Below are 21,304 nucleotides of genomic sequence, written 5' to 3' on the forward strand. Positions count from 1 at the left end.
CCCATGTCCGCCTCACAGGGATGGAGGGTGTTCGGGTTTCAATCCACGCCCCTGCGGGAGGGGCGACTGGGTATATCCATTCCGGACACCGCTCATTCACCAGTTTCAATCCACGCCCCTGCGGGAGGGGCGACGATAGGTGAAACTGTCGAACCGGCCACACCCCTTGTTTCAATCCACGCCCCTGCGGGAGGGGCGACTAATGTACTTTTCTTATAAGTATCGTAAATGATTGTTTCAATCCACGCCCCTGCGGGAGGGGCGACCTCAACGGGGCGTTCGGCGGCAGGGTATTGGAGAGTTTCAATCCACGCCCCTGCGGGAGGGGCGACCATCGTCGATGTCCTTGGCTTCCGGCGTGATAAAGTTTCAATCCACGCCCCTGCGGGAGGGGCGACCCGCTGCCCCAAGACGTGGTGCGTTCATTTGCCTGTTTCAATCCACGCCCCTGCGGGAGGGGCGACTCCGAAGCTGAGAGAAACAGCGGAGTTTTCTCCCAGTTTCAATCCACGCCCCTGCGGGAGGGGCGACCTGGCCATTGAAGAACTGGCAACATGGTATCTTGAGTTTCAATCCACGCCCCTGCGGGAGGGGCGACGTCGGGCTTTCAGTTTGGTGATACGGGTTAGGCTATGTTTCAATCCACGCCCCTGCGGGAGGGGCGACACGTATTTATCTTCAAACGCGACTTCTTGGGAAAAGTTTCAATCCACGCCCCTGCGGGAGGGGCGACCGCGGATGCCAACGGAGTCCCGCACTACGTAGAGTTTCAATCCACGCCCCTGCGGGAGGGGCGACGAGTTGAACCTGTGTCTTTGTGCCGACCGTCTGGTGTTTCAATCCACGCCCCTGCGGGAGGGGCGACCTAGAGGCTGGAGGTATCGTAGTAAAGTTTGAGGGTTTCAATCCACGCCCCTGCGGGAGGGGCGACGCACGACAAGCAGCAAGAACCCGATGATCCAGCGTTTCAATCCACGCCCCTGCGGGAGGGGCGACCAAAGGGGCATTGCACCCCTCAAGCTATGCGGATGTTTCAATCCACGCCCCTGCGGGAGGGGCGACGACAGGCCATGGCAGACTATCCGATCCAAGGAGGGTTTCAATCCACGCCCCTGCGGGAGGGGCGACATTTGTGCCCAAGACACTTTCCTACAAGTGCATAGTTTCAATCCACGCCCCTGCGGGAGGGGCGACGCGCTCATGACGCGGCACCACCGCATGCATGAAGGTTTCAATCCACGCCCCTGCGGGAGGGGCGACTGTGACGCTATCGGGTCGCATCCGGCTTGGGTGTAGGGCTTGTTCTGCGCGAACCGACACGAAAATCATCACGGAAAATCTATATCATAGAACAGCCATTCGTATTAGGCTAAATTAATGAACAATTTCATCAACGCGAACCTCCCGGGAAAACGATCAACGCTTGGGGTTCGCGCTACAGTATCAGAATATCCTTTTCCGGGTCATACGTCTCGACAGCCCCATGGCTCTCCACGCGACGCTGCCAATGCTTTCCAAGATAATAAAAACGCAGGCTGTCCTTGTCCGGATTGATGACATCCAGCAGCTTGTGACGGAGCTTGGCCCACTGTGCAGGATCGACCACGCACTCAAACACCGAATACTGCACCCTTTGACCATAACTTTCACATACTTTTGCAATCCGCCGCAATCGACGCTTGCCGCCCTCGTCCTCAAAGCTGACATCATAACTGACCAGAACCAGCACACTCACCTCCAGAAAAACGGCGGATATCCGTCAATACTACCTCGTATCGCACGGGCAAGCAGCTGCGACTGCACATGAAACGCCAGCCCCAATGGGATACGCTGCTGCAAAAACGGGTGCATAACCTCCTTCTGTTTTCGCTTCTGCCAAGCGATCAAAACCGTTTTGCGAGTATCATCATCCATCAAAACCGCTCCGCTTTCCTTTCGCACAAACCCCCGGCTTGTCACCTCGCCACGGTTGATAAGCGAAAGAGCCAACCTATCGGTCAGAAACGAACGAAATTCCTCCATGACATCCAGAGCCAAACCGGGACGGCCCGGGCGATCACGGTGCAGAAAACCCACCTGCGGGTCGAGCCCGACTGCCTCCAATGCAGACCGTACGTCATGAGCAAGTAGCGTGTACAAAAACGACAGCAGGCAGTTCACAGCATCCAAAGGTGGACGTCTGTTCCTACCCGAAAAGCGGAACCCCGCATCCTCGACAAGCACGAGCTCATCGAACACGCCAAAATAACTGTTGGCAGCCTGCCCCTCCAAACCTCGAACGCTTTCCAGCGGCTGCTCATGCCGGAGCCGAAGCGCACAGTCATCCAGTACGGCAATCGCGTTTCGCACGCACTCGCAATCCAGCCTATCCGTATGGTCCCGCATGCCACGCCGCAGCACAACACGTGAATTTGCGACCTTTCCGGCCACAGAATAACGGGCAAAGAACGCGGAACGTACGGGGTCGTCTGCAGCCCGGTACTGCGCCCGGCGCAATAGCACATTGCCGCTTTGCGGACCGCGAACTCCGGCAAGGAAGCGTCCGTTCTCCGTTAAAAACGAAATCGCCAGACCGCTCTCGGCGCAATGCCCAAGCAGAAACGGACTGCACAACACATTGCCGAAACAGACAATACCGTCGAGCACATGTGCCGGAAAACGCTTCTTCAAGCCATCCTCGGCCCGAATCACGACACACTCCCCGTCCTTGGAAAGGTAACTCCCCTGCGACGTCACATACAGCGTGTTCAGAAGCTTTTTCATGATTCAAGCCCCGACCGAACATAGGCCTCCACGCCGTACGTTGCCTTGCCGGGCATACATGCGTCCCTGAGAGAACAATTCCGGCACTTCGGTCCCTTTTCCGCGTCGGGAAGAATTGCCTTCTGAACCATCTCGCGCACTGCAGAGCACACTCGCTGGACCTCTTGCCGCAATAGCGCATCAAAGCTCACGCGCTCCCGACGGCGCGGCTTGCCGTAGAAAATGGCTCCCTCGGGAACATGAACCCCGAGCATCTCCTCAAGACACAAGGCTTGTGCACACAGCTGAACGCGGTCCCAGTCCTCGACTTTCGGACTTCCCCGCTTGTACTCCACCGGGTAGGGATACTCCTTCCCGTCCTCACCCTGCCGCGTCTCAACAACATCTGCTATGCCGTAAAGACCGAGCACATCGCTTCGCAGCGGCACACTCCGGTCCTCGGCCACGCCTCCGCGCCGCCCGGACGAACCGGAATCGGCGCGAAGGTGCAGCAAACGCCCTTCAGCCGTATAGCGGTTTTCGCTCCACACCTTTTCCACATGAATGAGCGCGCATTGCCTCGGGCAATACATGTAGTGCTGCAATGCTGAAAGCGGCCACGTCTCAGTCATGTCTAGAACTTGGTTTCCATGCTCACGCCCTGCGGCACGGCAGACTCGTCGGCAGCCACCTCATAGTCGGCAAACGCCCGGGCCGGACCTTCGGAGCCTTCTTTGCGAGTGACGCGAACAGCCTCGAACAGCTTATGGGCCGGAGCATTACCCAACGCATCGTCATGCTTGAAGACGATGAGTCCCCGGGGCGACATCTTGCCGCGCGCCGCCGAATGGTCGTGGTCAAACATGTTGGCAAGGGAGGACCAGAGCAGTTCAAGGTCTTCGTCCGAAAACCCCGTTCCTTTCTCGCCCTTGGCCAGATGCGCGGAAATGTATCCCTCGGCGCGATACAGGGCATACGGCACAATATGCTTGCGCCCCATGGTCCGCTCCTTCTCCAGATCCTTCTCATTGGTCACGGCCATGCGGGTGATGCTCACTTCCATGGGCACAATAGGCTCAACGCTCTTGGCAAATGAGAACTGGACTGGACCGCGCACCTGCCCGCAGTTGACTTCCGTGGTCATGACCGCGCCGAATGTTCTCACGTCGAAGAAATTGTCGCACATCCAGCGCGTAACCTTCCGGGCGTCCTCCACCTTCTTGGGCAGCTTTTTCTTCTCCTGCTTGATGTCAAGCTCCTTGTAGGCCATTTCGTTATTTCGATTCAAAACGGCCTTCTCGGCTACATAAATATTATACCCGGTCTCACCGCCCTTGGCGATGTCCACGTAGTTTCGCACCTTGCGCTTCAGGCAGACGTCGGTGACAAGGCCGTGGCCGGTTTCCGGGTCAATGCGCGGCATATTGCCCGCGTCCGGGTCGCCATTGGGATTGCCGTTTTCCACATCGAAAAGGTACACGAACTCGTAGCGGTTGCTGATGGCGGTCATGATTTATTCCTCCGTCTTGTCTTCATTTTTAAATGAGCGCTGATGGAAATAGCCAATAACAAACTGACTCTGTTCAATAGGAGAAAGTGTATGCTTGAATCCGTCGGATGCTTCGATTTTATCGATGATTTCATCCATTAGTTTTTCAAAGAATACATAGAGCCCCCCCGCCTCTTTTCTCAGCTTAGGCAAATTATCGAACGCATTTTGGACCAATGGAACAAACACACGGCTTGGCGATGACATCGCTCCAGAAAAATAACGGTCACGCAGAGTTGTGTTGAGCTCCGTTTTGGCTGAGTTCCTTTGGATGCTTTCAACAGTCGCAAAAAGCCTGCCGAGCAGGTAGCCATAATTATAACAATTCCTATCAAGACTCACGGGAACCTCCTGCCCAGATTGTATCAGGTGCGCTTTTAAAAATGCCAAACGAACAAATCCGCTAAAACCATCAATGCAGTTGTCGTTTCTAATTCGCTGCAGCAGCATATTCACACATTGTGCGGGGTAACCCCCTCCTTTCAGAACTGACAGCAACACTTCATTCACCATCTTCGAACATCGTTCCTTGGTTGATTTGGTCCGCTCTGTGGGTTTGTATTTCCCCGTCTCTTTGTCTTTTCGAAATGGAGCGAGTGCATCAATCAAAGATTTTATTGGTGGATATCTACTGAACGAACAGTTATGCGCCAGTTCTTGGTTAGCAAAATGCCTGCTCAAGTTTTCCACCATACCTCCCACAGTGCCCACATGCCAGAAGCGCACGGAAAGACGCGCCGCATTCGGCGAAAGGCCAAGCACGTAAAACCGTGTCTTGGGATCGCCCAATTCCTCGGGCACCCCTCCTTTGGCAATGGATTTGATGTGCCCTGTGAGCCGCTGGGCCAGTCTTTCGTCCTCGGAAACCTTGCCACCAAGGGCATAACCGAACATTGGAGCGGCATCGCCCGACGGGGCCTCGGTCCAGAACACAACCGTGGTATCGCCCACCTGAACTTTGCGTTCATTCGCTGGGTCGAGCAGATAATTCAGCGCAGTCGTGTACGCAAAAGCAGCCTTGTCGGAAACAGGGGCGTTGAAGTTCTGCTTTTTACCGAATGAAACGGCGGCGTCGAAGTTGAAGGAAACCAGCGAGGCACCTGCCTTATGCGCGTCCGGCACTCCCTTTATCTTGGCATGCGTTGCGGGAATTGGTGAGTCCTCGCCGGTGACGAGACACATCGCCTTTTCGCTGTTCGCGCTGCCAGCCAAATGGGCAACCCACGCCTCGCGAAATGCCCGACGCTCATGGATGAACTCCAGATCGCCATCCAGCCGAAAGACCACATTCTGGTCCAGAAGTTCTTCATAACCTGCCAGTTCTTCAGCCTGCTCCGGCTCCCAGCGCTCCAGAAAGGCCAGAAGCGCGCCAGCCCCATCGTCATCCACCGCCGAAAGGACCTTGGCCGCAAGCTTTTTGAACGCCGCATGGGTATCGGCGGTACGCTCTGGATTGCCCTTGCTGTCCACGCCAAGAACATACCCGGTATTATCCCATGCGAAGTTGGATTTTATGCCAGAAGCCTTTACCACCGGCCCCGGCACCTCGACATGTTTCGCACGCCCCTTCTCGTCTCGCAGGTCAAGCGGCGCTCCGATCAGGTTCCCGTCTTTGTCGAGCGTGAGACAGAAATGCACACCCTGACGGCCGAAACCGAACTTCGACACACCGATCTTCGGATCGGCCGAGAGCCTTTCATAGTATTGATGCAATGCTTGCAGAATCATGCCGCCACTTCCTTTGCGCGGCAGTCGATGACGCCGTTTTCCATTGCGGCCCGGAAGAACACCGGCACCATGCCCGACCGGTAGTCGATATCGTGCAGCATCCAGCCGAGGTCGCGGGAGCCCTCAAGCTCGGAGGCCGGAACTTCGCCCTCCACAAGCTCGAAATGCGCGGGGAACTCCCTGCATCCCAGATAGGGACGGTGGAAGCATTTCCCCTTGGCCGCCCGGCGGTTGAACATATCCAGATGCTTGCCGTCGTTGCGGTCTTCGCCTGACGTATATTCAAAATGCGCCTCGATGACGTATTCCACATCCCGGAGCACCATGGCTGCCCGCTGGCATCTAGCTTCTTCGATCTGAACCCGAAGGGGTGAATTCTTTTTTTGGGCATTTTTTACCCATGAGGGTTTCACTTTTACATCTTTTTTGTCTGTTCCAACCTCGTTGCGGCGCACATTGTCGAACCGGATTTCCTTCATGACGTGAATCCGGTCCACCACCCATTTGATGGAAGGTTTCCAATATATCGCCTCCAGCAATCCACGCGCGGCGGACGGCGTCATAACGTCGTAACTGACCCGCTCCACTTTCATCTCAGGTCTCGTAAAACAGGCGTAATCGCCCCAGACCCTGAGTCGCACTCCTCGCGGCATGGGCATTACCTCCTCATGTTGTTTGTCTAGGATACGAAATCAGCCGGATCCGGCGCCCCCGCAGGAAACGTCAGGCCGAATCGCTTGTCATAATACTTCATCGCGTCCAAAACCGGATACTCGCCGAGGACCATCTCTACGGCCCCGGCCCGATCCAACGCACGAAACTGTCCTTCATAAATCTGAACCGTATACTGCTGAAGACTCCGAAGAATGCCCCCATGATGTTTTGCATAACGCAGCTGATCGATGAGCTTGTCGGCATCCTCGTCATATCGGATCATCACGGCGATCATCTCGTTCTCGATAATCCTGAACCGCTTCGCCGCTTCGGCAAAGAGCCATTCACCGCTGGGATTTTCCAGCAACTTGCGAATGCTCTTATGGTCAAGCCGGTCACTGTTCAGCCAATAGGCCTGCCGAAAATACTCCCGTACGGCTTCCGGGGCGAAAGGGTTGGCCCCGTTCTCCGAGCGCAGAACGCTCCCGGTACAACCCGCCTTTGTGGCAAAGGCCCTGACCACGCCCTCTTTGGGCGTAAAAACATGAACCGGGGCAAGGGCCTCGTTCTCCCCTTCCCGATTGCAACGACCGGCGGCCTGAATGATGGAGTCGAGTCCAGCCATTTCGCGGATCACCTCCGGAAACGAAACATCCACACCGGCCTCCACAAGCTGGGTGCTGACCACACGGCACGGCTCTTCCGCATTGAGGGTTGTCCTGATCTCACTAAGCACGGCTGTACGATGCGCAGGACACATGAGCGCACTCAGGTGCCGGGCTCCGGGCTCATCTTTGATCATGGAAAAAAGCTCCGAAGCGCGCGCCCGGGTGTTAACGATGCACAAAACCCTCTCGCGTGCCCGGATCATATCCGCAATCTCGGAAAGCGACTGTTCCCCGGAGTCTTCCAGACGGGTTCTGGCAAATGCCTCATGCATCCGACTCGGATCGGGCGCAAGTTCCCGCACATCCTTAAGGCCGCAGGCTAGGTCACTGCTGTTCAAGGCAGGCTGGGTTGCGGTGCAAAGCACCACACTGGAACCATAGTTATTAGCCAGTTCTTCCAGAGCCCGCAGGCAGGGATCAAGGTATTGCGTCGGCAGCATCTGCGCTTCATCAAGCACAATCACTGCCTTTGAAAGATTATGCAGCTTGCGACACTTGGAGGGCTTGTTCGAAAAAAGCGACTCGAAGAACTGGACATTGGTGGTCACCACTACCGGAGCATCCCAGTTATCGCATGCCAGCCGATGCCGCATCACCGCATCCGATTCGTGGGCGTCATCTCCGAGAGCATCCTCATTGAACGTACTGTGATGCTCAACCACGCTTCCGTCCGGAAAAATTATACGAAAAACGGCAGCGTTCTGCTCGATAATGGAGGTGTAGGGAATAACGTATATGACTCTTCGCAAACCATGGTGCTTGGCATGGTCAAGAGCAAACGCCATGGAGGTCAGCGTCTTTCCGCCGCCAGTGGGTACCGTAAGTGAAAACATCCCCGGTTCCATGGCTGCGTTGGCGCGGCAATGAGACAATATCTCAGAGCGCAGGACGTTTATCCGGCCTTCTGGTTGAAAAGTGGCGAGGTGCTTATCAAGGGTGGTGCGCAACTGATCGAAATCAACACCCGTTGACCGAAATGCTGCTCTTCCTTCATCCATGAACCTTTCAGTATCAAGATAATCAGCATCAACCAGCGCCGAGAAAAGCATTCTAGTGAAAAAGCTGCAGGAGAACACGCTATTCGGTTCAAACGGAAGATCGGGAATGCTCAACTGCTCAAGGGGATTCTCCACGCCGGCAGGAAGGTCATCAGCATCCTTGCATATCTTTTGCAACGACTTCCTGTTTCCATAGTCCACCGCATCCGGCAGTCCTCCATGGTGTCCGGCAACACAATACGCCAGCATTTGCCCAAAGGGGCTGTTGAGCGCATGGAAAAGTCGTGCCCCGACGCCTTTGTGGTCTTCATAGTCTGGCGAGTTTTCCAACAGCTTTTTCTGGAAAGCCGGACGAGACTTGCCTATGTCGTGAAGAAGACCCGCTGCTTGCCCCCAAGGACCAGCACGAAAAAAATCTGCATAATGTGCGGCCTGTTCAGCGACATTAGCAGAGTGTTCATCAAGGGATTGCCACGAGTTTTTAGCCAAGTATGGCTTGGTGTGCGCAAATAGAGCCATCGAAATTCAACCCACCTGTTAGCTTTCAGCTTATAATTATACCCCCTTTTATAGCAGTAAATAAAAATCAGCAAACAACTATTGCCATATTCCGTACAGATGAAACTCTCTTCTCATTCATTCAATCATGAGTTCCAGCTCACATTCATGCTCGTCGTCCCGACTCACAGTGTTTCAACCATTATCCATAAGTTTTCCCGCTGCACGCCAATGATGGATTTTGATCTAGCCCGATGCAACCGCTGCCCTTTTCTAAGAAAAGCTCACCGCAACTGAAAACGAATGGGGATTCGCATCCATGTTCGTACCGCCCGTCCTTGAACCTTACCCGGGCTGAAGCGCCAGCGGCCAACTGCTTGCCGTGCTGCTTCGTCAAATATTTCTTTGGGTTCCGAAGAAAGAATGACGATGCGCTTCACTCGGCCATCAGTTTCCACCAGAAAACGCAACTCCACCAAGCCCGTGATTCGGCGGCGACGTGCGCTTTTCGGGTAGACCGGCGGCGGCTGATGAATGGGACGCGGCGATTCGTCTACTTGAGCCAGTTCATAAAACGCGTCCTGAACCTTGTGGCTTGCCGGTTGGACCGGTTCAGCCGAGGGTTGAGGGGTGACTGCTGCATCGGGGTCAGGTGTTACCGTTGGGGGCGGTGGTGCGGGAGTTGGCTTTGGTTGGGGCTTCGGGGATGGGGCTTGATACTCCTCGGGAGGATCCGGCACAGGGGTTGGCTCTTCTTCGGGTTTGGGCTCGGGAGCCGCTGAAAAGACCAGATCCACCGGGGTTCGTGGAGGCATGATTGGAGTGTTCTGGGGTTTGAGGCATAAAAGGGAGATGACGATGAGCAGTCCCGTATTGATGGCCACTGCTGCCGTTATCACCAGTGCTCCTCGAGCCCAGCGCCTTTTCATTGCGGCTGCTCCGCGGCTATACTGATCTTTTCAGCCCCGGCAAGGCGGCATTGGTCGATCACGTTGATCACTGATTGTGTGTTGCTTTTGCCATCGGCCAGAACGAGTATCCTTCCGTCTTTGGTCTCGTCCATGAAGGTGCTGACCTTGCTGCGAATTGAACGGATGTCGATAGCGCGACCTTCCATGAAGACAGCTCCGTCTTTGGTGACCGCAATTTGCAGTGTCGGAGAAGGGGATTGTGCGGCGGTTTCAGCTTGGGGACGGTTCACGTCAATCCCCGCTTCACGAACGAAGCTGGTGGTGACAAGGAAGAATATGAGGAGAATGAAAATCATATCGATAAGCGGGGCCATGTTGATTTCACAGGGCTTGCCGCCTCTTCTGACGTAACGGTAGCAACTCATGGATGAATCCCCTTCGTCGTCATGCTGTCAAACGTCCGGGACAGCCTGGAGAACGTGCGGTGCGTGCGATCCTTGAGGGTTTCGGCACGCCGCTTGAGAAAGTGCCCCAGAAACAGGCCGGGAATGGCAACCAGCAGCCCGGCCTGAGTGGTGAGCAGGGCTTGGGATATACCCGATGAAAGCAGTTTCGGATTACCGTTTCCCCATACGGTTATGGTGTCAAAGGCGTCGATCATGCCCGAAACCGTACCGATGAGACCGAGAAGCGGGGCCAGCCCTGCAAGAACCAGAATGCTGCGGATATGCGTGTCGGCAAGATCGCTTGCCTTGTGGACCTGACGATGCAGCAGTGTCTTGTCCACCTCGAACTGCCCGGTGCATGCTTTCAGGTATGTCCGGATGAGTTCGCCCTGCCAGTTGGCAGGAAGGATATTCTGCCGAAGAGCCTGAATCAGTTGCCCTGCAGGAAGCTCTGCCCGGCGCATGGCCGCCAATTGCCATGCCTTGAACAAAATGAGACTCCACATCACAATGGAAAGGACAAAGAGCGCCACGAGTACAGTGCCGCCTTGATCCAGTGTATGGAAAATGCGGCCTGTCAGGGCCTGAATGTCTGGAGTCATGCTGTTTTTTCCCTTGCCTTAACCAGTGCGACGGTCAACGCCACGCTTTTTTCTTCCATGTCGGAAACAATGCTGTCCCTTCGGCGTTCGAGGAAGTGATGAAGCAGGGTCAGGGGGATGGCCACGGCAAGGCCGAGCTGTGTGGTAATGAGAGCCTCGGAAATCCCTCCGGACATGAGTCGGGGATCACCGTTGCCGAACATGGTGATCACTCCGAAGGTGTTTATCATGCCCGTGACCGTTCCCAGCAGACCCAGCAGCGGCGCAATGGCCGCCAGCATTGACAGAGTGGGAAGGAATCGCTCCAGACGTGGCAACTCCTTCAATATGGCATCATGGAAAACATCCTCCAGCACTTCGCGAGGCGCACTGGGGTGGCTTAGACCGGCGTGCAGCATGCGGCAGACCGGACTGTCGGTGTGCTTTTCGCACTCACCGAGAGCGGCGGGAATGTCTTTTGGAATCAGGCGGCAAATGACTTGCAGCATCCCGTCGGAATCCATGCGGATGCCCATCATGACGATGATTCTTTCCATTCCCAGTATAAGCCCCACGATTCCCACGGCCAGAATGGGCCAGACGAGAATCCCTCCGGTATCGAGTTTCGAGAGAAGCCCCTTGCTTTGGACGGCTGCGTCAAAAAGCAATCCGTCAGAAAAATCGATGGGCACCGGGCTGCCTTTCCCGTTTATCAAGCATGTCACGTCTTCATGAACCCAGTCCGGGAAGTCAGCGTGCAAGGCCGTCAGTTCTTCGGAGTCGGGCTGAATTTGCAGCGGGCCGATGAGACCATCCGACATATACCAGGCAGAGTTGTTCCCGATGCGCAGGATATCGCCCATGGCCAGTGCTCCGTCCTGACCGATGAACGCGCCGCGTACCGTAACCACCCTTCCGGACTGAACTGCTTCCTTGCCAAGGGAGTGCCCAAGGGCCCGAGCTGCCTCGTATATGTTCAACACCTTTGACTCGATGATAGCCCGGCAGGACTCGAGAGCATCGGGGCGCAGTGCGGCAGTCAGGCTGATACAGAGCGTCTTCTCCGCCTCCCCTGCCGCTCCCGCCATGACGGTCTCCAGAGCCATGGCTGTGGCCAGCCCATCTTCCCCCAGTCTTTCGGTCTGCGCGTCCAACTGTTTTTCAACGACGTTGATCTGCTTTTTCAGTTTTGCCAATTCTGCTTCGCGTTCCGCAATTCGGACTTGAAGCGAATCTGCTGCCGGGCCGTCCTGTCCTGCCTGGACAGGCCACGGCCACAACGCGCCCAGTACTAGTATGGCGACCAACACGGCGTGCCTGATCATTGCTGAACCTCCACGGGCAGAGGAAGGAGCTCGAACGGTTCTGAGCGGTCACGCATTTTAAGCCTCGTGCCAGGGTTTCAGGGGCGGCAGCGGGAAGAAGTGTCCATGTACCGTCCATTTCCAGACGATAGGCCCGACTGGCGTCCGGTGTGAGGAAAAAGGCGGCAAGGCGGCCCACGCGGAGGATGCTTCCCCGCAATTCGTTTTGATCGGTTTCGATCGTGCCGGAACGGACATGTAGATCCGAACCGTAGCGGGCCTCAATGGTCAAAGCCTCCAGTACGCGCCCAAGCTTGTCTTCCGGCGATGCGGCAGGATCAGCCAACAAGGCTTCGAGAGCCTCGAGCCGTTGTGTACGTTCTTCGTGCAGGAATGGCAGACCGGAGTGTACCGCCTGCGACAATTCCTCCATCAGTTCGTCCAGCAAAGAGGGAAACTCGGTGTCGAGCGACTCAATGAGGGCATGTCTGGATTTCTGCAGCGCAAGCTCCATCTGCTTCTGCTTCAGGGTTCTTCGAGCACGTTCAATATCCCGGTCAAGCTGGCTGATTCGCATACGCTGGTGGCTGCTGCCCTGTTCTGACGACCCTGCCGAGGCGGCCATGGGCAACAGGAGCAACAGGCCAAGAATGATTGCGTGTATTCTTTTCATGGGGACTCCTGAGACGGCTGTTCGATGATACGGCCGTTTTCAAATGCATAGACACGGTCGGCGAAAGTGACGGCCCGTTGATCATGCGTGGCAAGCAGCAGTGAGCCGCCGCCTGCAAGATATCGGTCCAACTCGGCAAACATGGATGCTAGATTGTTGCTGTCTTGTCCTACCGAAGGTTCATCAACGAGCAAGACCTTTGGACGTCGGGCCAGGGCCTTGGCCAGAGTGAGGCGCCGCTTCTGCCCATGCGAAAGCGAGCGGGGATGCCGTTTCGCGTATCGGGCCAGTCCCAAGGCCTCAAGTAACCGTTCTGCCTCAATGGTGTCTGTCCACGGTCCGGCTGCCTCGGAGAGCACTGTATGGCTGAAAAGTTGGCGGTCCGGGTTCTGAAGAACCACGGCCACGGCCTTGGGGCGCTGCTTGCGCGGCAGGCGTGCGGACGGGATTTCTCCCAACAGGGCCGAGCCGCGATTCGGCTTGAGCATGCCCGCAAGAAGAAGGCAGAGCGTGGTTTTGCCACAACCGTTGTCCCCGATGAGGCCACCGCTTCCCCTTGATGCAACGAAAGGTCCACGCCGGACAGCACGTTACGGTTCGGGTGAGAAAAATGAAGCCCCTCAATGGTGGCGAGGACTTTCATGGACCCGCTTTTCGTGCGCCGAGCCGGGGCCAACGTTGCCTGTTCGGTCATGCGTACTACGCGGTCGGCGGTTTGGGCTAAGAGATCCTCGCGATGTTCGGCCACAAGAATGGCTAGCCCCCGGTCTCGCAATTCGCCTAGCATGTCGACAAGTTCGCGGGCTGATCCTTGATCCAGATAGGCCAGTGGTTCGTCAAGCAGAAGCAGCTTCTTGTTGGCCGGGTGCATGGCTGCAAGTGCCAGACGCTGCTTGAGTCCGGAGGAAAGACGACTGACGTGTCCTTCCGCCCGTTTGGCAAGGCCAAAACGCGCCAAGGCTCGGTGTGCCATCTGTTCGGGGTCGTCGTGCAGTTCCGGACCGAACTCCAATGGAAGCAGGACCTCATCAAGCACTCTGTCGGTAAAGAGCTGTGTTTCCACGTTTTGGAACAGGTGGGCGGCAATTCGTGCGCGATCGTCGTAGTTCAGGCTTTGTACATTGTGTCCGCCAACGGTGACACTGCCGGATGACTCCGCGTGAACAACGCGCGGTATAACGGCGGAAACAGTATTGAGCACGGTGCTTTTTCCGCATCCTGTTCCACCTGCCAGCAACACCAGCTCTCCCGCGTCTACGTTCAGCGAGAAATTGTCGACCGCCGGTGCGTCATGGGTAGGGAATCGAACTGTCAGTTTGTCAATGCTCAAGACCACGCCTGCACACCCCCGGCTGCAATCAAAAGAAACACCATGATCAACGAAAAAACCATGTCAGGAAACAGAGTTGCCTGTCGGCGTATGCAGTTCTTTTTACGACACAGGTCGATGCCACGTGTTTCCAGAGATAGCGAGACTTCATCGGCGAAACAGGCCATGCTGAAAGCCAAGGGCACGAAAACATGTTGGATAAGGCTCGCGGGCTTTAACGGACTTGGGCGCACTCCCTCCAGGCGACAGGCCAGTAATATGGCGTCCAGTTCCCGCTTGAGAAGGGGCAGGGACCGCCATACCAACGTAAGGCCGAGCAGGACGCTGCGCGGAAGGGGAAGTGAGCGCAAACTGCGCAACAGGTCGGCCGGATCGGTGGAGAGCATGAGTGCCGCAGTGATGCCTGTGAGCGAAACGAGACGCAGAAGGGAAGTGACGCTCTCCCGCAGGCTGCCTCCGATGAGCAGGTGTATACCGCCCACCATGGAGAGCCCCAGCAGCGCCAGCATCAGTCGCCGTGGATGCCGGAGAACGGGAGTGAACAAAACCAGCATCAGCGAGGCCGCCGCTAACACGCAGAGAGGTTCTGGCTGACGAAAGATGACAGCCGCCGTGGTCCAAATCGCGCAGGCGGCGATCTTGACCAACGGATTCACACGTGAAAGCGGAGAGGACGTCATGCCAGTTTTCCTGCGCGACGCAACTGGTCCACCACTCGCTCGCCCACATAGGCTCCGGAAAACGAAAGCGCGAACACGATGAACGTGGACAGTGCCAACATAGGCAGCGAACTGATGAACCGCTGGTATTGTCCGCCCAGTATCCACGCCCCCCACAAGGTCCCCAGAGGGGTCATGACGGTATAGAAACCGCTAACACAGATCAGACGGGCCAGAGGGGTGCGATAACCACGAAACACGATAAAATTCATGCCTTCGACCAACACAAGAGCGGAGACAACAAAGGCCGGAATAACTGGAGAAATGAGTGCATAGACCACACAGTTGAGTGCGTAGACCATGCTCATGCTTCCCGCTTTTCCTATGCGTGCCAGAGCTATGGTCAGAAAGACGGCCGAAAACGGGGCCGAGACCATCGAGCGGATGCCCGGGATGGGAATATGTCCCACCAGCGGGATGGTGATGAATCCCACCACCATGATAGCTGCTGAGGTCATGGCGGCAAAAACCACGTCGCGCAAGGTGAAGCGTTGCGATGGGATGGTTGCTGCGGGTTGGCTCATGATTTCTCCTTTTACAATGTGTCTTCAATATCACCCTCAAGGCCGAGATAGACCTGTGTGAGTTTCTCCATCTCCTCGTCCGTTGCGGCCCAATAACCGCGTTTATTGGCTTCAAAAAGCCTGCGGGCAATTTCTTCAGTGGCGTATGGGTTGTTGTCACGCATGCGTTCTCGCATGACGTCGTCAAAGAGATAACGTTCGGCAACGGCGGAATACACCCAGTCTTCCACCGCATGGGTCGTGGCGGAAAAGCCGACGAGGTTCTCTACCCGTTCGGCTACCTTCTGGGCGCCATGCACGTCATGCTCCAGCATGTGGTCGATCCACTTGGGGTTCAGCAGCCGGGTGCGGGTGCCGTGTTCCAGAGATTTTTGCACCGTTTCGGTCCGCATTCGTTCCCCGGTGGTGTCGGTGATAAGCTGTACCGGGGCTTCCCCACGAACAGCCTCGACAACCCGGGTCAGTCCGCCGAAATACTCGTAGTAGTGGTCGAGGTCGCCGATTTCGTAGTCATTGGTGTCGCGTACTTGGCTGACCAGTTCCACGCGGGAGATGCGTTCGTTGTAAACCTCGGCATGCCGTTCCCCGTGGATGTTGTCGGCGTACAGATGATTCATGCTGGCAGTGAACGTGTCCACGATGTCCTGCTCGCTTTTCCATGCCCCGGTTTCGATGAGGTGAGTGACGCGTGTTCCGTATTCGCCCGCACGTGGTCCGAACACGCGGGCCGAGGCGACGCGCCGGGCCTTGTCCTCGGGCATGGTCGCAGCGATGCGTTCAAGCATCTCGCGAGTGTGCGGTTTGACGTAATTCATTTCGTCTGGTTCATCCAGCTGCGCTACTATTTCCATGCCCTGGTTGATGAGCGAGATGACATTGGCGAACATATCGCGTGAGAAACCGCAAATTTGAACAGTGACGTCGATTCGCGGACGTCCAAGTTCTTCCAGGGGGAGAACTTCCAGAGTGGTTTTCCACGGATTCTTGCGCACTGGACGAAGGCCGAGGTAGCCGAATATCTGGCCCACTGTTTCGCCTCGAGTCTTGGCTGTTTCAAAAGCCCAGTGTATGACTGCAACGCTTTCAGGCCAGCGCCCGTGGAGTTCGAAGTAGTGCTGGAGTGTGTTTTCAGCGATCTCCCGCCCGCGTTCGTAGGCCGCCTCCGAGGGCACAAGCCGTGGATCGAACTGATAGGAGTTCCGGCCTGTGGGCAGGGTTTCCGGGTCGCGGCACGGCTCTCCGCCAATACCGGGCTCCGTGTACCCTCCTTCCAGACCGTGAAGAAGCGCCTCGATTTCCAGTGTGCCCCCCATGCGCGAAAATACTTCCAGCCCCCATGCAAGCGAGGCGGCCAGGTCTCCCTTGTGCGGCACGGAACCCGCTTGCAGGGTCTCGCGCATAAGTTGCAGGGCCTCGGACTCGATTTCCTCAAGCCGCCGCGAGTTGGGAACGCCGTCGACGGTCTTGCCGGGATGGTCGAGCAGCCGGTCATAGTCCAGCCCCTGCATTGTTGCCAGCACACGATGCAGCGACGGGACCTCGCCCCGGTCTTGACGAAGATAATACACTACGGTTTCGGCCGTCTTTTCGGGGTCGGGCCGGGTTCCCATGACGTGCAGCCCCTTGGGGATGAGTGAGCGCTTCATGCGAGCCACGTCTTCCTGAATCTCGTGAACGTCGTTCTGATCGAAGTTCAGTTTTCTTGCCAGATTCAGGACGCGTTGTTCCAGCCGGTCCGCCCGTGCGGGATCATGCGCCTTTGCCTCAAGATACTCCGCAATTTCATTTTCCAACTCCGCGTACTCCTCGTATACGTCCGATATCGTCAGGGGCGGAGAGTTGTAGTTGACGAGGGTTCCCAGGCTGCGGCGCTTGGCTATGGTGGCTTCAGACGGGTTGACCACGTGGTAGATGTAGAGATGCGGCACTGAGCCGATGAGGTTGGCAGGAAAACAGGCATGGCTTTGGCCCACCTCTTTTCCTTTGAGAAACTCCAGCGTGCCGTGGGTTCCTACGTGGATTACGGCATCCGCTTTCCAGTCGTGCTCAAGCCACCTGTAGAAGCCGATGTACTGATGATGCGGAGGCAGGGTCTTGTCGTGAGTCAGCTTTTCCGGGTCCGAGTGAAATCCTCGTGCAGGCTGAAGCCCGAGAAGCACGTTTCCGAATTCCAGACATGGCAGAATCAGCTTGCCCTGACCGGCCATGATTTCCCCCGGGGGCACCCCCCATGCGTCGATGATTTCCTGCGGGTCGAAAAGGGCTTCGAAATGAGTCAGGTAGTCGTTTACGGGAACGGTAACAGCGCCTTCAAGCGATTTCCCCTGCGGCACCCAGCGGGCGTTGTTAACGGCGCCCGTTTCAATGAACAGGCGGCATATTTCCTTGTTGGGCGGGATGGCGTCGGTCACATAGCCCTGTTTCGCCATTTGCTCCATGCACGCACGGATGCTGGCAAAGACATCGAGGTAGGACGTGTTGCCGATGTTTTCCTCCCCGGGAGGGTGTCGTAGAGGATGAAAGCCACCCGCTTTTTGGGTGTCGGGATCGACCGGATGTTCACCCGCCGCAGGACGCGTCTGGCAATCAGGTCCATCTGCTCGGGGATGGGATGCACCCGCTTGATGGTCTGCCCGGTCACATGGTCGTGTTCCTCAACCAGCCCGAGGCAGGGAACCGGTTCAATCATGCCGTCCAGTTCGGGCATTATCACCGTTGTCATCACCTCTATGGGAGAAAGGCCCTGAATGCTTTCGCGCCATGTCGATACCTCGCGGCCGTACATCGGCGCCATGGCAAACACAGGCACGTCCAGCTCCTTGAACAGGGGGATCGTCCCGGCGGCGTCCGGGCCGAAGGAGGCGAACTGGAACCATTGAAAATAGGCGATGGCGTCCACGCAGGGACGTCCCTCTTCAAAAAAGAATTCACGCACGGCTTCGTGGTTGGCGTGAGATTCCGAGAAGACGGGCAGAACATTCACCTCCGGGGCAAGGCGCTCGGCCAGCGCCCGTGCTCCGGTGGCAGACTGGGCAAAGTGCATGCCGCCGTAAAGCAGGATTCCCACGGTGGGTTTGGCCGGGTCGAAGCCTGTAGCAGCGCGGAATGTGTCCCGGCTTGTGTATCGGGTACCAGTATGAGGGTCGTAGATGCCATAAGCCGGGTACTCTTGAGGAGGCAGAGGCTTGGGAAGGTCGAGGTGCAAGTACTCGCGGCTCAGGAAGGTGAGCATGTTCTGCACGTTTTCCGGTCCGCCCTGCGCCCAGTAGCGCATGGTGCGATTCCAGTTGCGGATGTGGCGCATGGTCCCGACGGGGATGGCGTCTCCGAGCCTTTCGGCCCAACGCATGATGTTCTGCATCCGCTGTATATTCGGTCCATTCGTGGCGGGTTTTTCCTTCCTGTTCCCGCGGGCCATGATTTCGGTCAGACTGAACCCGCCCATGCGGACGAGCTGCATGATTTCCGGCGAACCGCCCACCAAGGCCACAACAGTGTTACCGGCGTCTTGCAGCACCTCGCCGCAGAGAGCGGTGGCACGGCCGGAACCGCGCAGGTCGAGCAGCACGAGGTCCGCTTCGGCAAGGTCCTTGCGCACCAGCGCGGTGGAGGTACGTTCCTCCTCCAGTTCATGGGCGTAGTGCACCTTCAGCGGCAGCTTGATTCCGTGGCATTTCTGGAAGGCGCGAACGCCCTCAAGAAGTGCCTCGGAGAGACTGGCATTGATAAGGCAACATATTCCGGACATGGCTAAAACTCGAACTGAATCTGGGCACCGACAGCGTAGCTTCGCTCAATCAGCCATGTGTCGACATCCTGAGTGTTCGAATGCTCGTCAAAAACGTTGAAGCACTCGCCGTAAACCCGGATGTGCTTATCCCAGAAGTCCAGCGCGACATTCGTGTCGACCGTGGTGTAGCCGCTTATATAGCCCACATCTCCACTCATGGTTTCGGAACGATAGCGGCCCAGATACTTGCCGGTGGCACCAAGACGCAGCCCTGCGAAATCATCAAGCAGTCTTTTGCGGTAAACAGCACCTACCTTGAACATGTTGTCCGGCATGTTGTTGATGTCCTGACCCGATGCATAGCGGGCATTCTGCCACTGATAGCTTGCAAAGATGTGGAGCGACTTGTCCGGGTCGTAGTTCACGACGCCTTCGACACCGTCAATGTAGGCTTTGCTCTGGTTTTGGGAGCGGCTTACGTTTCCTGTTCTGCCGGGGCCAAGGTTAATGCTGCGGTATGTACTCGATTCGATCCAGTTGAAGCCCGTCACCGTAAACCCTGTGACGCGGGTGGAGATATCGTATTCCGGGAATTCGTTTTCAAAACTCAATTCCGCGCTGTTGGTGGTTTCCGCCTTAAGATCGGGGTTGCCCTCCATCAGCACCGACCCTACGTTTATCCCAAAGGTGTTATACGACGTGAGCGCCCACAGCGGTGCATACCGTTCGCTGAGCGAAGGGGCGCGATACGCCCGACCTGCGGAAAAACGCGCCCTGCCCTGTTCTGCGTAATTCCAGATCAGAGAGCCTTTGGGGGAAAAGGCGCCATTGTCGTCCATTCGGTCATAGTAATCGTAACGGCAGCCCAGAATGAGTTCAAAGGCCCCCTCTCCCAGCAGCCAGTTGTCCTGCGCATAGGCCGAATATGCGCTCTCATGGGGGGTATTGTGAGTGGTTTGCTCTGTGTAGATAACTGCCAGTTCACCTGTAGCGTCATCTGTGGTTTTCTTGTCGCCGGCATAACTCTGCAACTGAACGCCGAACGTCAGCGTGTGGTCGTTTAAGGAGTATTCGCCGTTGAGGTCGCCGTAGAGTCGCCACATGAGGGTTTCATTTTCCGCGTCGGTCATGCTGAGGGTTGTGCCGGCCGTGGTGACTTCGCCGTCGAAGGTGTGACGGTCCTGAACATAGTTGACGGCGCCGGACAGTTTTAGGCCGTTTTCATAATATCTTTCGCCGAACAGGTTCAGGAAATACTTGCGAATCTCATTGTCCTGATTCACTTCGCTTACGGAAGAAACACCGTACTCCGTGTCATTCCCGTAAAGACCTCCGGTAAGGTGAAGGTTACCTTCTTCCGAGCCCATCCGGGCATGAAATGTGCCGCGTTTCTGATGCATGTCCGTACGGGCCAGATCGTCAGCGTTGTAATCGTCGTCGTTGCGTCGCCAGTTGTCGGATTCGTAGTAGTTGAACGATCCGAAGAAAGACGCGTTGTCTTTTTCGAGAGATACCGTTTCGGTTGTGGAGAAACGACCGAAATTGCCGCCTTCGGCGCTAGCTGAAACGCTTGCCTTGCCCTTGCCGCGTCCGTCGGTGGTCGTAACCTTGATGACGCCACCCTCGGCGTTCATGCCGTATCGCGCCGCGTAAGGACCATAGATGACTTCCATACGTTCAATGGCTTCTACGGGGATTTCAGGGAAGTACCAGTATCCGGTCCAGGGGTTGTTCCAAGGGGTGCCGTCCACGAGAAGAAGTACGCGGCGAGGGCTGGATGTGCCACGCATTTTGATGTCAGGCGGAGTCACGATGCCCATTCCCTGAGGTGAATAGGTGGTGATACCGGCTTCCATGTCCAGAAGGTCCTGAAAGCTTTCCACCGGCAGCGCCTCGATATCATCGCGGGTCAGGGTCCGGACCGAGCTTGTAGTGTCAGCCAAATCTTCTTCAGGTTCTGCGGCGACAACCATCTCTTCCATCTCAATGTCGCCACCCCCATGGCCTTGATTCTCGGCTGACGCGGGCAGAGCCTGTACCATCATCGAACTTGCAAGCAGCGTGAAAAACAGCACCTTCCTGAGAATAAGCAAAACCGGCCCCCTTAAAGAAAATGAGTTGTCATTGTAGGCGAATGAAGAAGGGGATACACATTTGGATGGTATTTTTCAAGCACAAGATCAACAATAGTGTTACTCAGTGTGTATCAATTTGTTTGCCGTTAATCACATGTTGTATTGAGGTGTGCA

16 protein-coding genes, 2 pseudogenes and 1 CRISPR repeat array are annotated in these 21,304 nt (G+C 56.4%); all 18 genes and pseudogenes read right to left on the reverse strand.

Translation table 11 applies throughout. The features are described from left to right. Window positions 1-35: 35 nt before the first annotated feature. Window positions 36-1,260: direct repeats of the CRISPR family, unit length 32 nt; unit sequence GTTTCAATCCACGCCCCTGCGGGAGGGGCGAC. Between the two features lie 175 nt (window positions 1,261-1,435). Further along, window positions 1,436-1,729: a CRISPR-associated endonuclease Cas2 gene (cas2, locus tag JCM12178_RS10360; RefSeq protein WP_054651133.1), complete on the reverse strand. Its 294-nt coding sequence runs from the start codon at window positions 1,727-1,729 to the stop codon at window positions 1,436-1,438. Between the two features lie 2 nt (window positions 1,730-1,731). Beyond that, complete coding sequence (gene cas1c / locus JCM12178_RS10365; RefSeq protein ID WP_054651135.1) at window positions 1,732-2,763, reverse strand: type I-C CRISPR-associated endonuclease Cas1c; 1,032 nt, start codon at window positions 2,761-2,763, stop codon at window positions 1,732-1,734. Beyond that, the gene (gene cas4, locus JCM12178_RS10370) at window positions 2,760-3,374 is read right to left on the reverse strand and encodes a CRISPR-associated protein Cas4 (protein WP_054651137.1); all 615 of its coding nucleotides are present in this window, start codon (window positions 3,372-3,374) and stop codon (window positions 2,760-2,762) included. The genes cas1c and cas4 overlap by 4 nt, the downstream gene beginning before the upstream one ends. A gap of 2 nt (window positions 3,375-3,376) precedes the next feature. Beyond that, a complete protein-coding gene (cas7c, locus tag JCM12178_RS10375) occupies window positions 3,377-4,252 on the reverse strand; it encodes a type I-C CRISPR-associated protein Cas7/Csd2 (RefSeq protein ID WP_054651139.1) in 876 nt (291 codons plus the stop codon). 3 nt (window positions 4,253-4,255) lie between these two features. Next, window positions 4,256-6,019, reverse strand: a complete 1,764-nt coding sequence (gene cas8c / locus JCM12178_RS10380) for a type I-C CRISPR-associated protein Cas8c/Csd1 (RefSeq protein ID WP_054651141.1) — start codon at window positions 6,017-6,019, stop codon at window positions 4,256-4,258. Next, on the reverse strand, window positions 6,016-6,672 hold the full coding sequence (cas5c, locus tag JCM12178_RS10385; protein WP_054651174.1) for a type I-C CRISPR-associated protein Cas5c: 657 nt from the start codon (window positions 6,670-6,672) through the stop codon (window positions 6,016-6,018). Before cas5c ends, cas8c begins: the two co-directional genes overlap by 4 nt. 26 nt (window positions 6,673-6,698) lie before the next feature. Continuing rightward, window positions 6,699-8,858, reverse strand: coding sequence for a CRISPR-associated helicase/endonuclease Cas3 (locus JCM12178_RS10390; protein WP_054651143.1), 2,160 nt, complete (start codon window positions 8,856-8,858; stop codon window positions 6,699-6,701). A gap of 263 nt (window positions 8,859-9,121) precedes the next feature. Then, window positions 9,122-9,766, reverse strand: a complete 645-nt coding sequence (locus JCM12178_RS17780) for an energy transducer TonB (protein ID WP_083465856.1) — start codon at window positions 9,764-9,766, stop codon at window positions 9,122-9,124. After that, a complete protein-coding gene (locus JCM12178_RS10395; protein WP_054651145.1) occupies window positions 9,763-10,173 on the reverse strand; it encodes an ExbD/TolR family protein in 411 nt (136 codons plus the stop codon). The genes JCM12178_RS17780 and JCM12178_RS10395 overlap by 4 nt, the downstream gene beginning before the upstream one ends. Beyond that, window positions 10,170-10,796, reverse strand: a complete 627-nt coding sequence (locus tag JCM12178_RS10400) for a MotA/TolQ/ExbB proton channel family protein (RefSeq protein ID WP_054651147.1) — start codon at window positions 10,794-10,796, stop codon at window positions 10,170-10,172. The genes JCM12178_RS10395 and JCM12178_RS10400 overlap by 4 nt, the downstream gene beginning before the upstream one ends. Then, the gene (locus tag JCM12178_RS19705) at window positions 10,793-11,971 is read right to left on the reverse strand and encodes a MotA/TolQ/ExbB proton channel family protein (RefSeq protein ID WP_054651149.1); all 1,179 of its coding nucleotides are present in this window, start codon (window positions 11,969-11,971) and stop codon (window positions 10,793-10,795) included. Before JCM12178_RS19705 ends, JCM12178_RS10400 begins: the two co-directional genes overlap by 4 nt. Continuing rightward, a complete protein-coding gene (locus tag JCM12178_RS10410; RefSeq protein ID WP_054651151.1) occupies window positions 11,937-12,752 on the reverse strand; it encodes a DUF3450 family protein in 816 nt (271 codons plus the stop codon). The genes JCM12178_RS19705 and JCM12178_RS10410 overlap by 35 nt, the downstream gene beginning before the upstream one ends. Then, window positions 12,749-13,291, reverse strand: coding sequence for an ABC transporter ATP-binding protein (locus JCM12178_RS10415; RefSeq protein WP_083465858.1), 543 nt, complete (start codon window positions 13,289-13,291; stop codon window positions 12,749-12,751). Before JCM12178_RS10415 ends, JCM12178_RS10410 begins: the two co-directional genes overlap by 4 nt. 344 nt (window positions 13,292-13,635) lie before the next feature. Further along, window positions 13,636-14,088 (reverse strand): annotated as a pseudogene (locus JCM12178_RS20920) (ATP-binding cassette domain-containing protein); the annotation flags it as partial. Further along, window positions 14,079-14,762, reverse strand: coding sequence for an energy-coupling factor transporter transmembrane component T family protein (locus tag JCM12178_RS10425; protein WP_054651157.1), 684 nt, complete (start codon window positions 14,760-14,762; stop codon window positions 14,079-14,081). The gene JCM12178_RS10425 and the pseudogene JCM12178_RS20920, both read right to left, overlap by 10 nt. Further along, a complete protein-coding gene (locus JCM12178_RS10430; RefSeq protein WP_054651159.1) occupies window positions 14,759-15,325 on the reverse strand; it encodes a hypothetical protein in 567 nt (188 codons plus the stop codon). Before JCM12178_RS10430 ends, JCM12178_RS10425 begins: the two co-directional genes overlap by 4 nt. Window positions 15,326-15,336: 11 nt before the next feature. Continuing rightward, window positions 15,337-19,073, reverse strand: a pseudogene (bchH, locus tag JCM12178_RS10435) (magnesium chelatase subunit H). Window positions 19,074-19,075: 2 nt separating this feature from the next. Continuing rightward, window positions 19,076-21,148 (reverse strand): TonB-dependent receptor plug domain-containing protein, encoded by a 2,073-nt coding sequence (locus JCM12178_RS10445; protein WP_054651165.1) that lies wholly within the window; start codon window positions 21,146-21,148, stop codon window positions 19,076-19,078. Window positions 21,149-21,304: the final 156 nt, after the last annotated feature.

Origin of the sequence: Salidesulfovibrio brasiliensis JCM 12178 (assembly GCF_001311825.1) — a bacterium.
Classification (GTDB): Bacteria; Desulfobacterota; Desulfovibrionia; order Desulfovibrionales; family Desulfovibrionaceae; genus Pseudodesulfovibrio; species Pseudodesulfovibrio brasiliensis.

Excerpts from the sequence above, each read along its gene's own strand:
- JCM12178_RS17780 (WP_083465856.1), bottom strand. The coding sequence starts at position 9,766 with ATGAAAAGGCGCTGGGCTCGAGGAGCACTGGTGATAACGGCAGCAGTG.
- cas1c (WP_054651135.1), bottom strand. The coding sequence starts at position 2,763 with ATGAAAAAGCTTCTGAACACGCTGTATGTGACGTCGCAGGGGAGTTAC.
- JCM12178_RS10390 (WP_054651143.1), bottom strand. The coding sequence starts at position 8,858 with ATGGCTCTATTTGCGCACACCAAGCCATACTTGGCTAAAAACTCGTGG.
- JCM12178_RS10430 (WP_054651159.1), bottom strand. The coding sequence starts at position 15,325 with ATGAGCCAACCCGCAGCAACCATCCCATCGCAACGCTTCACCTTGCGC.
- cas5c (WP_054651174.1), bottom strand. The coding sequence starts at position 6,672 with ATGCCGCGAGGAGTGCGACTCAGGGTCTGGGGCGATTACGCCTGTTTT.
- JCM12178_RS10425 (WP_054651157.1), bottom strand. The coding sequence starts at position 14,762 with ATGACGTCCTCTCCGCTTTCACGTGTGAATCCGTTGGTCAAGATCGCC.
- cas8c (WP_054651141.1), bottom strand. The coding sequence starts at position 6,019 with ATGATTCTGCAAGCATTGCATCAATACTATGAAAGGCTCTCGGCCGAT.
- JCM12178_RS10410 (WP_054651151.1), bottom strand. The coding sequence starts at position 12,752 with ATGAAAAGAATACACGCAATCATTCTTGGCCTGTTGCTCCTGTTGCCC.
- cas7c (WP_054651139.1), bottom strand. The coding sequence starts at position 4,252 with ATGACCGCCATCAGCAACCGCTACGAGTTCGTGTACCTTTTCGATGTG.
- cas4 (WP_054651137.1), bottom strand. The coding sequence starts at position 3,374 with ATGACTGAGACGTGGCCGCTTTCAGCATTGCAGCACTACATGTATTGC.
- JCM12178_RS10400 (WP_054651147.1), bottom strand. The coding sequence starts at position 10,796 with ATGACTCCAGACATTCAGGCCCTGACAGGCCGCATTTTCCATACACTG.
- JCM12178_RS10395 (WP_054651145.1), bottom strand. The coding sequence starts at position 10,173 with ATGAGTTGCTACCGTTACGTCAGAAGAGGCGGCAAGCCCTGTGAAATC.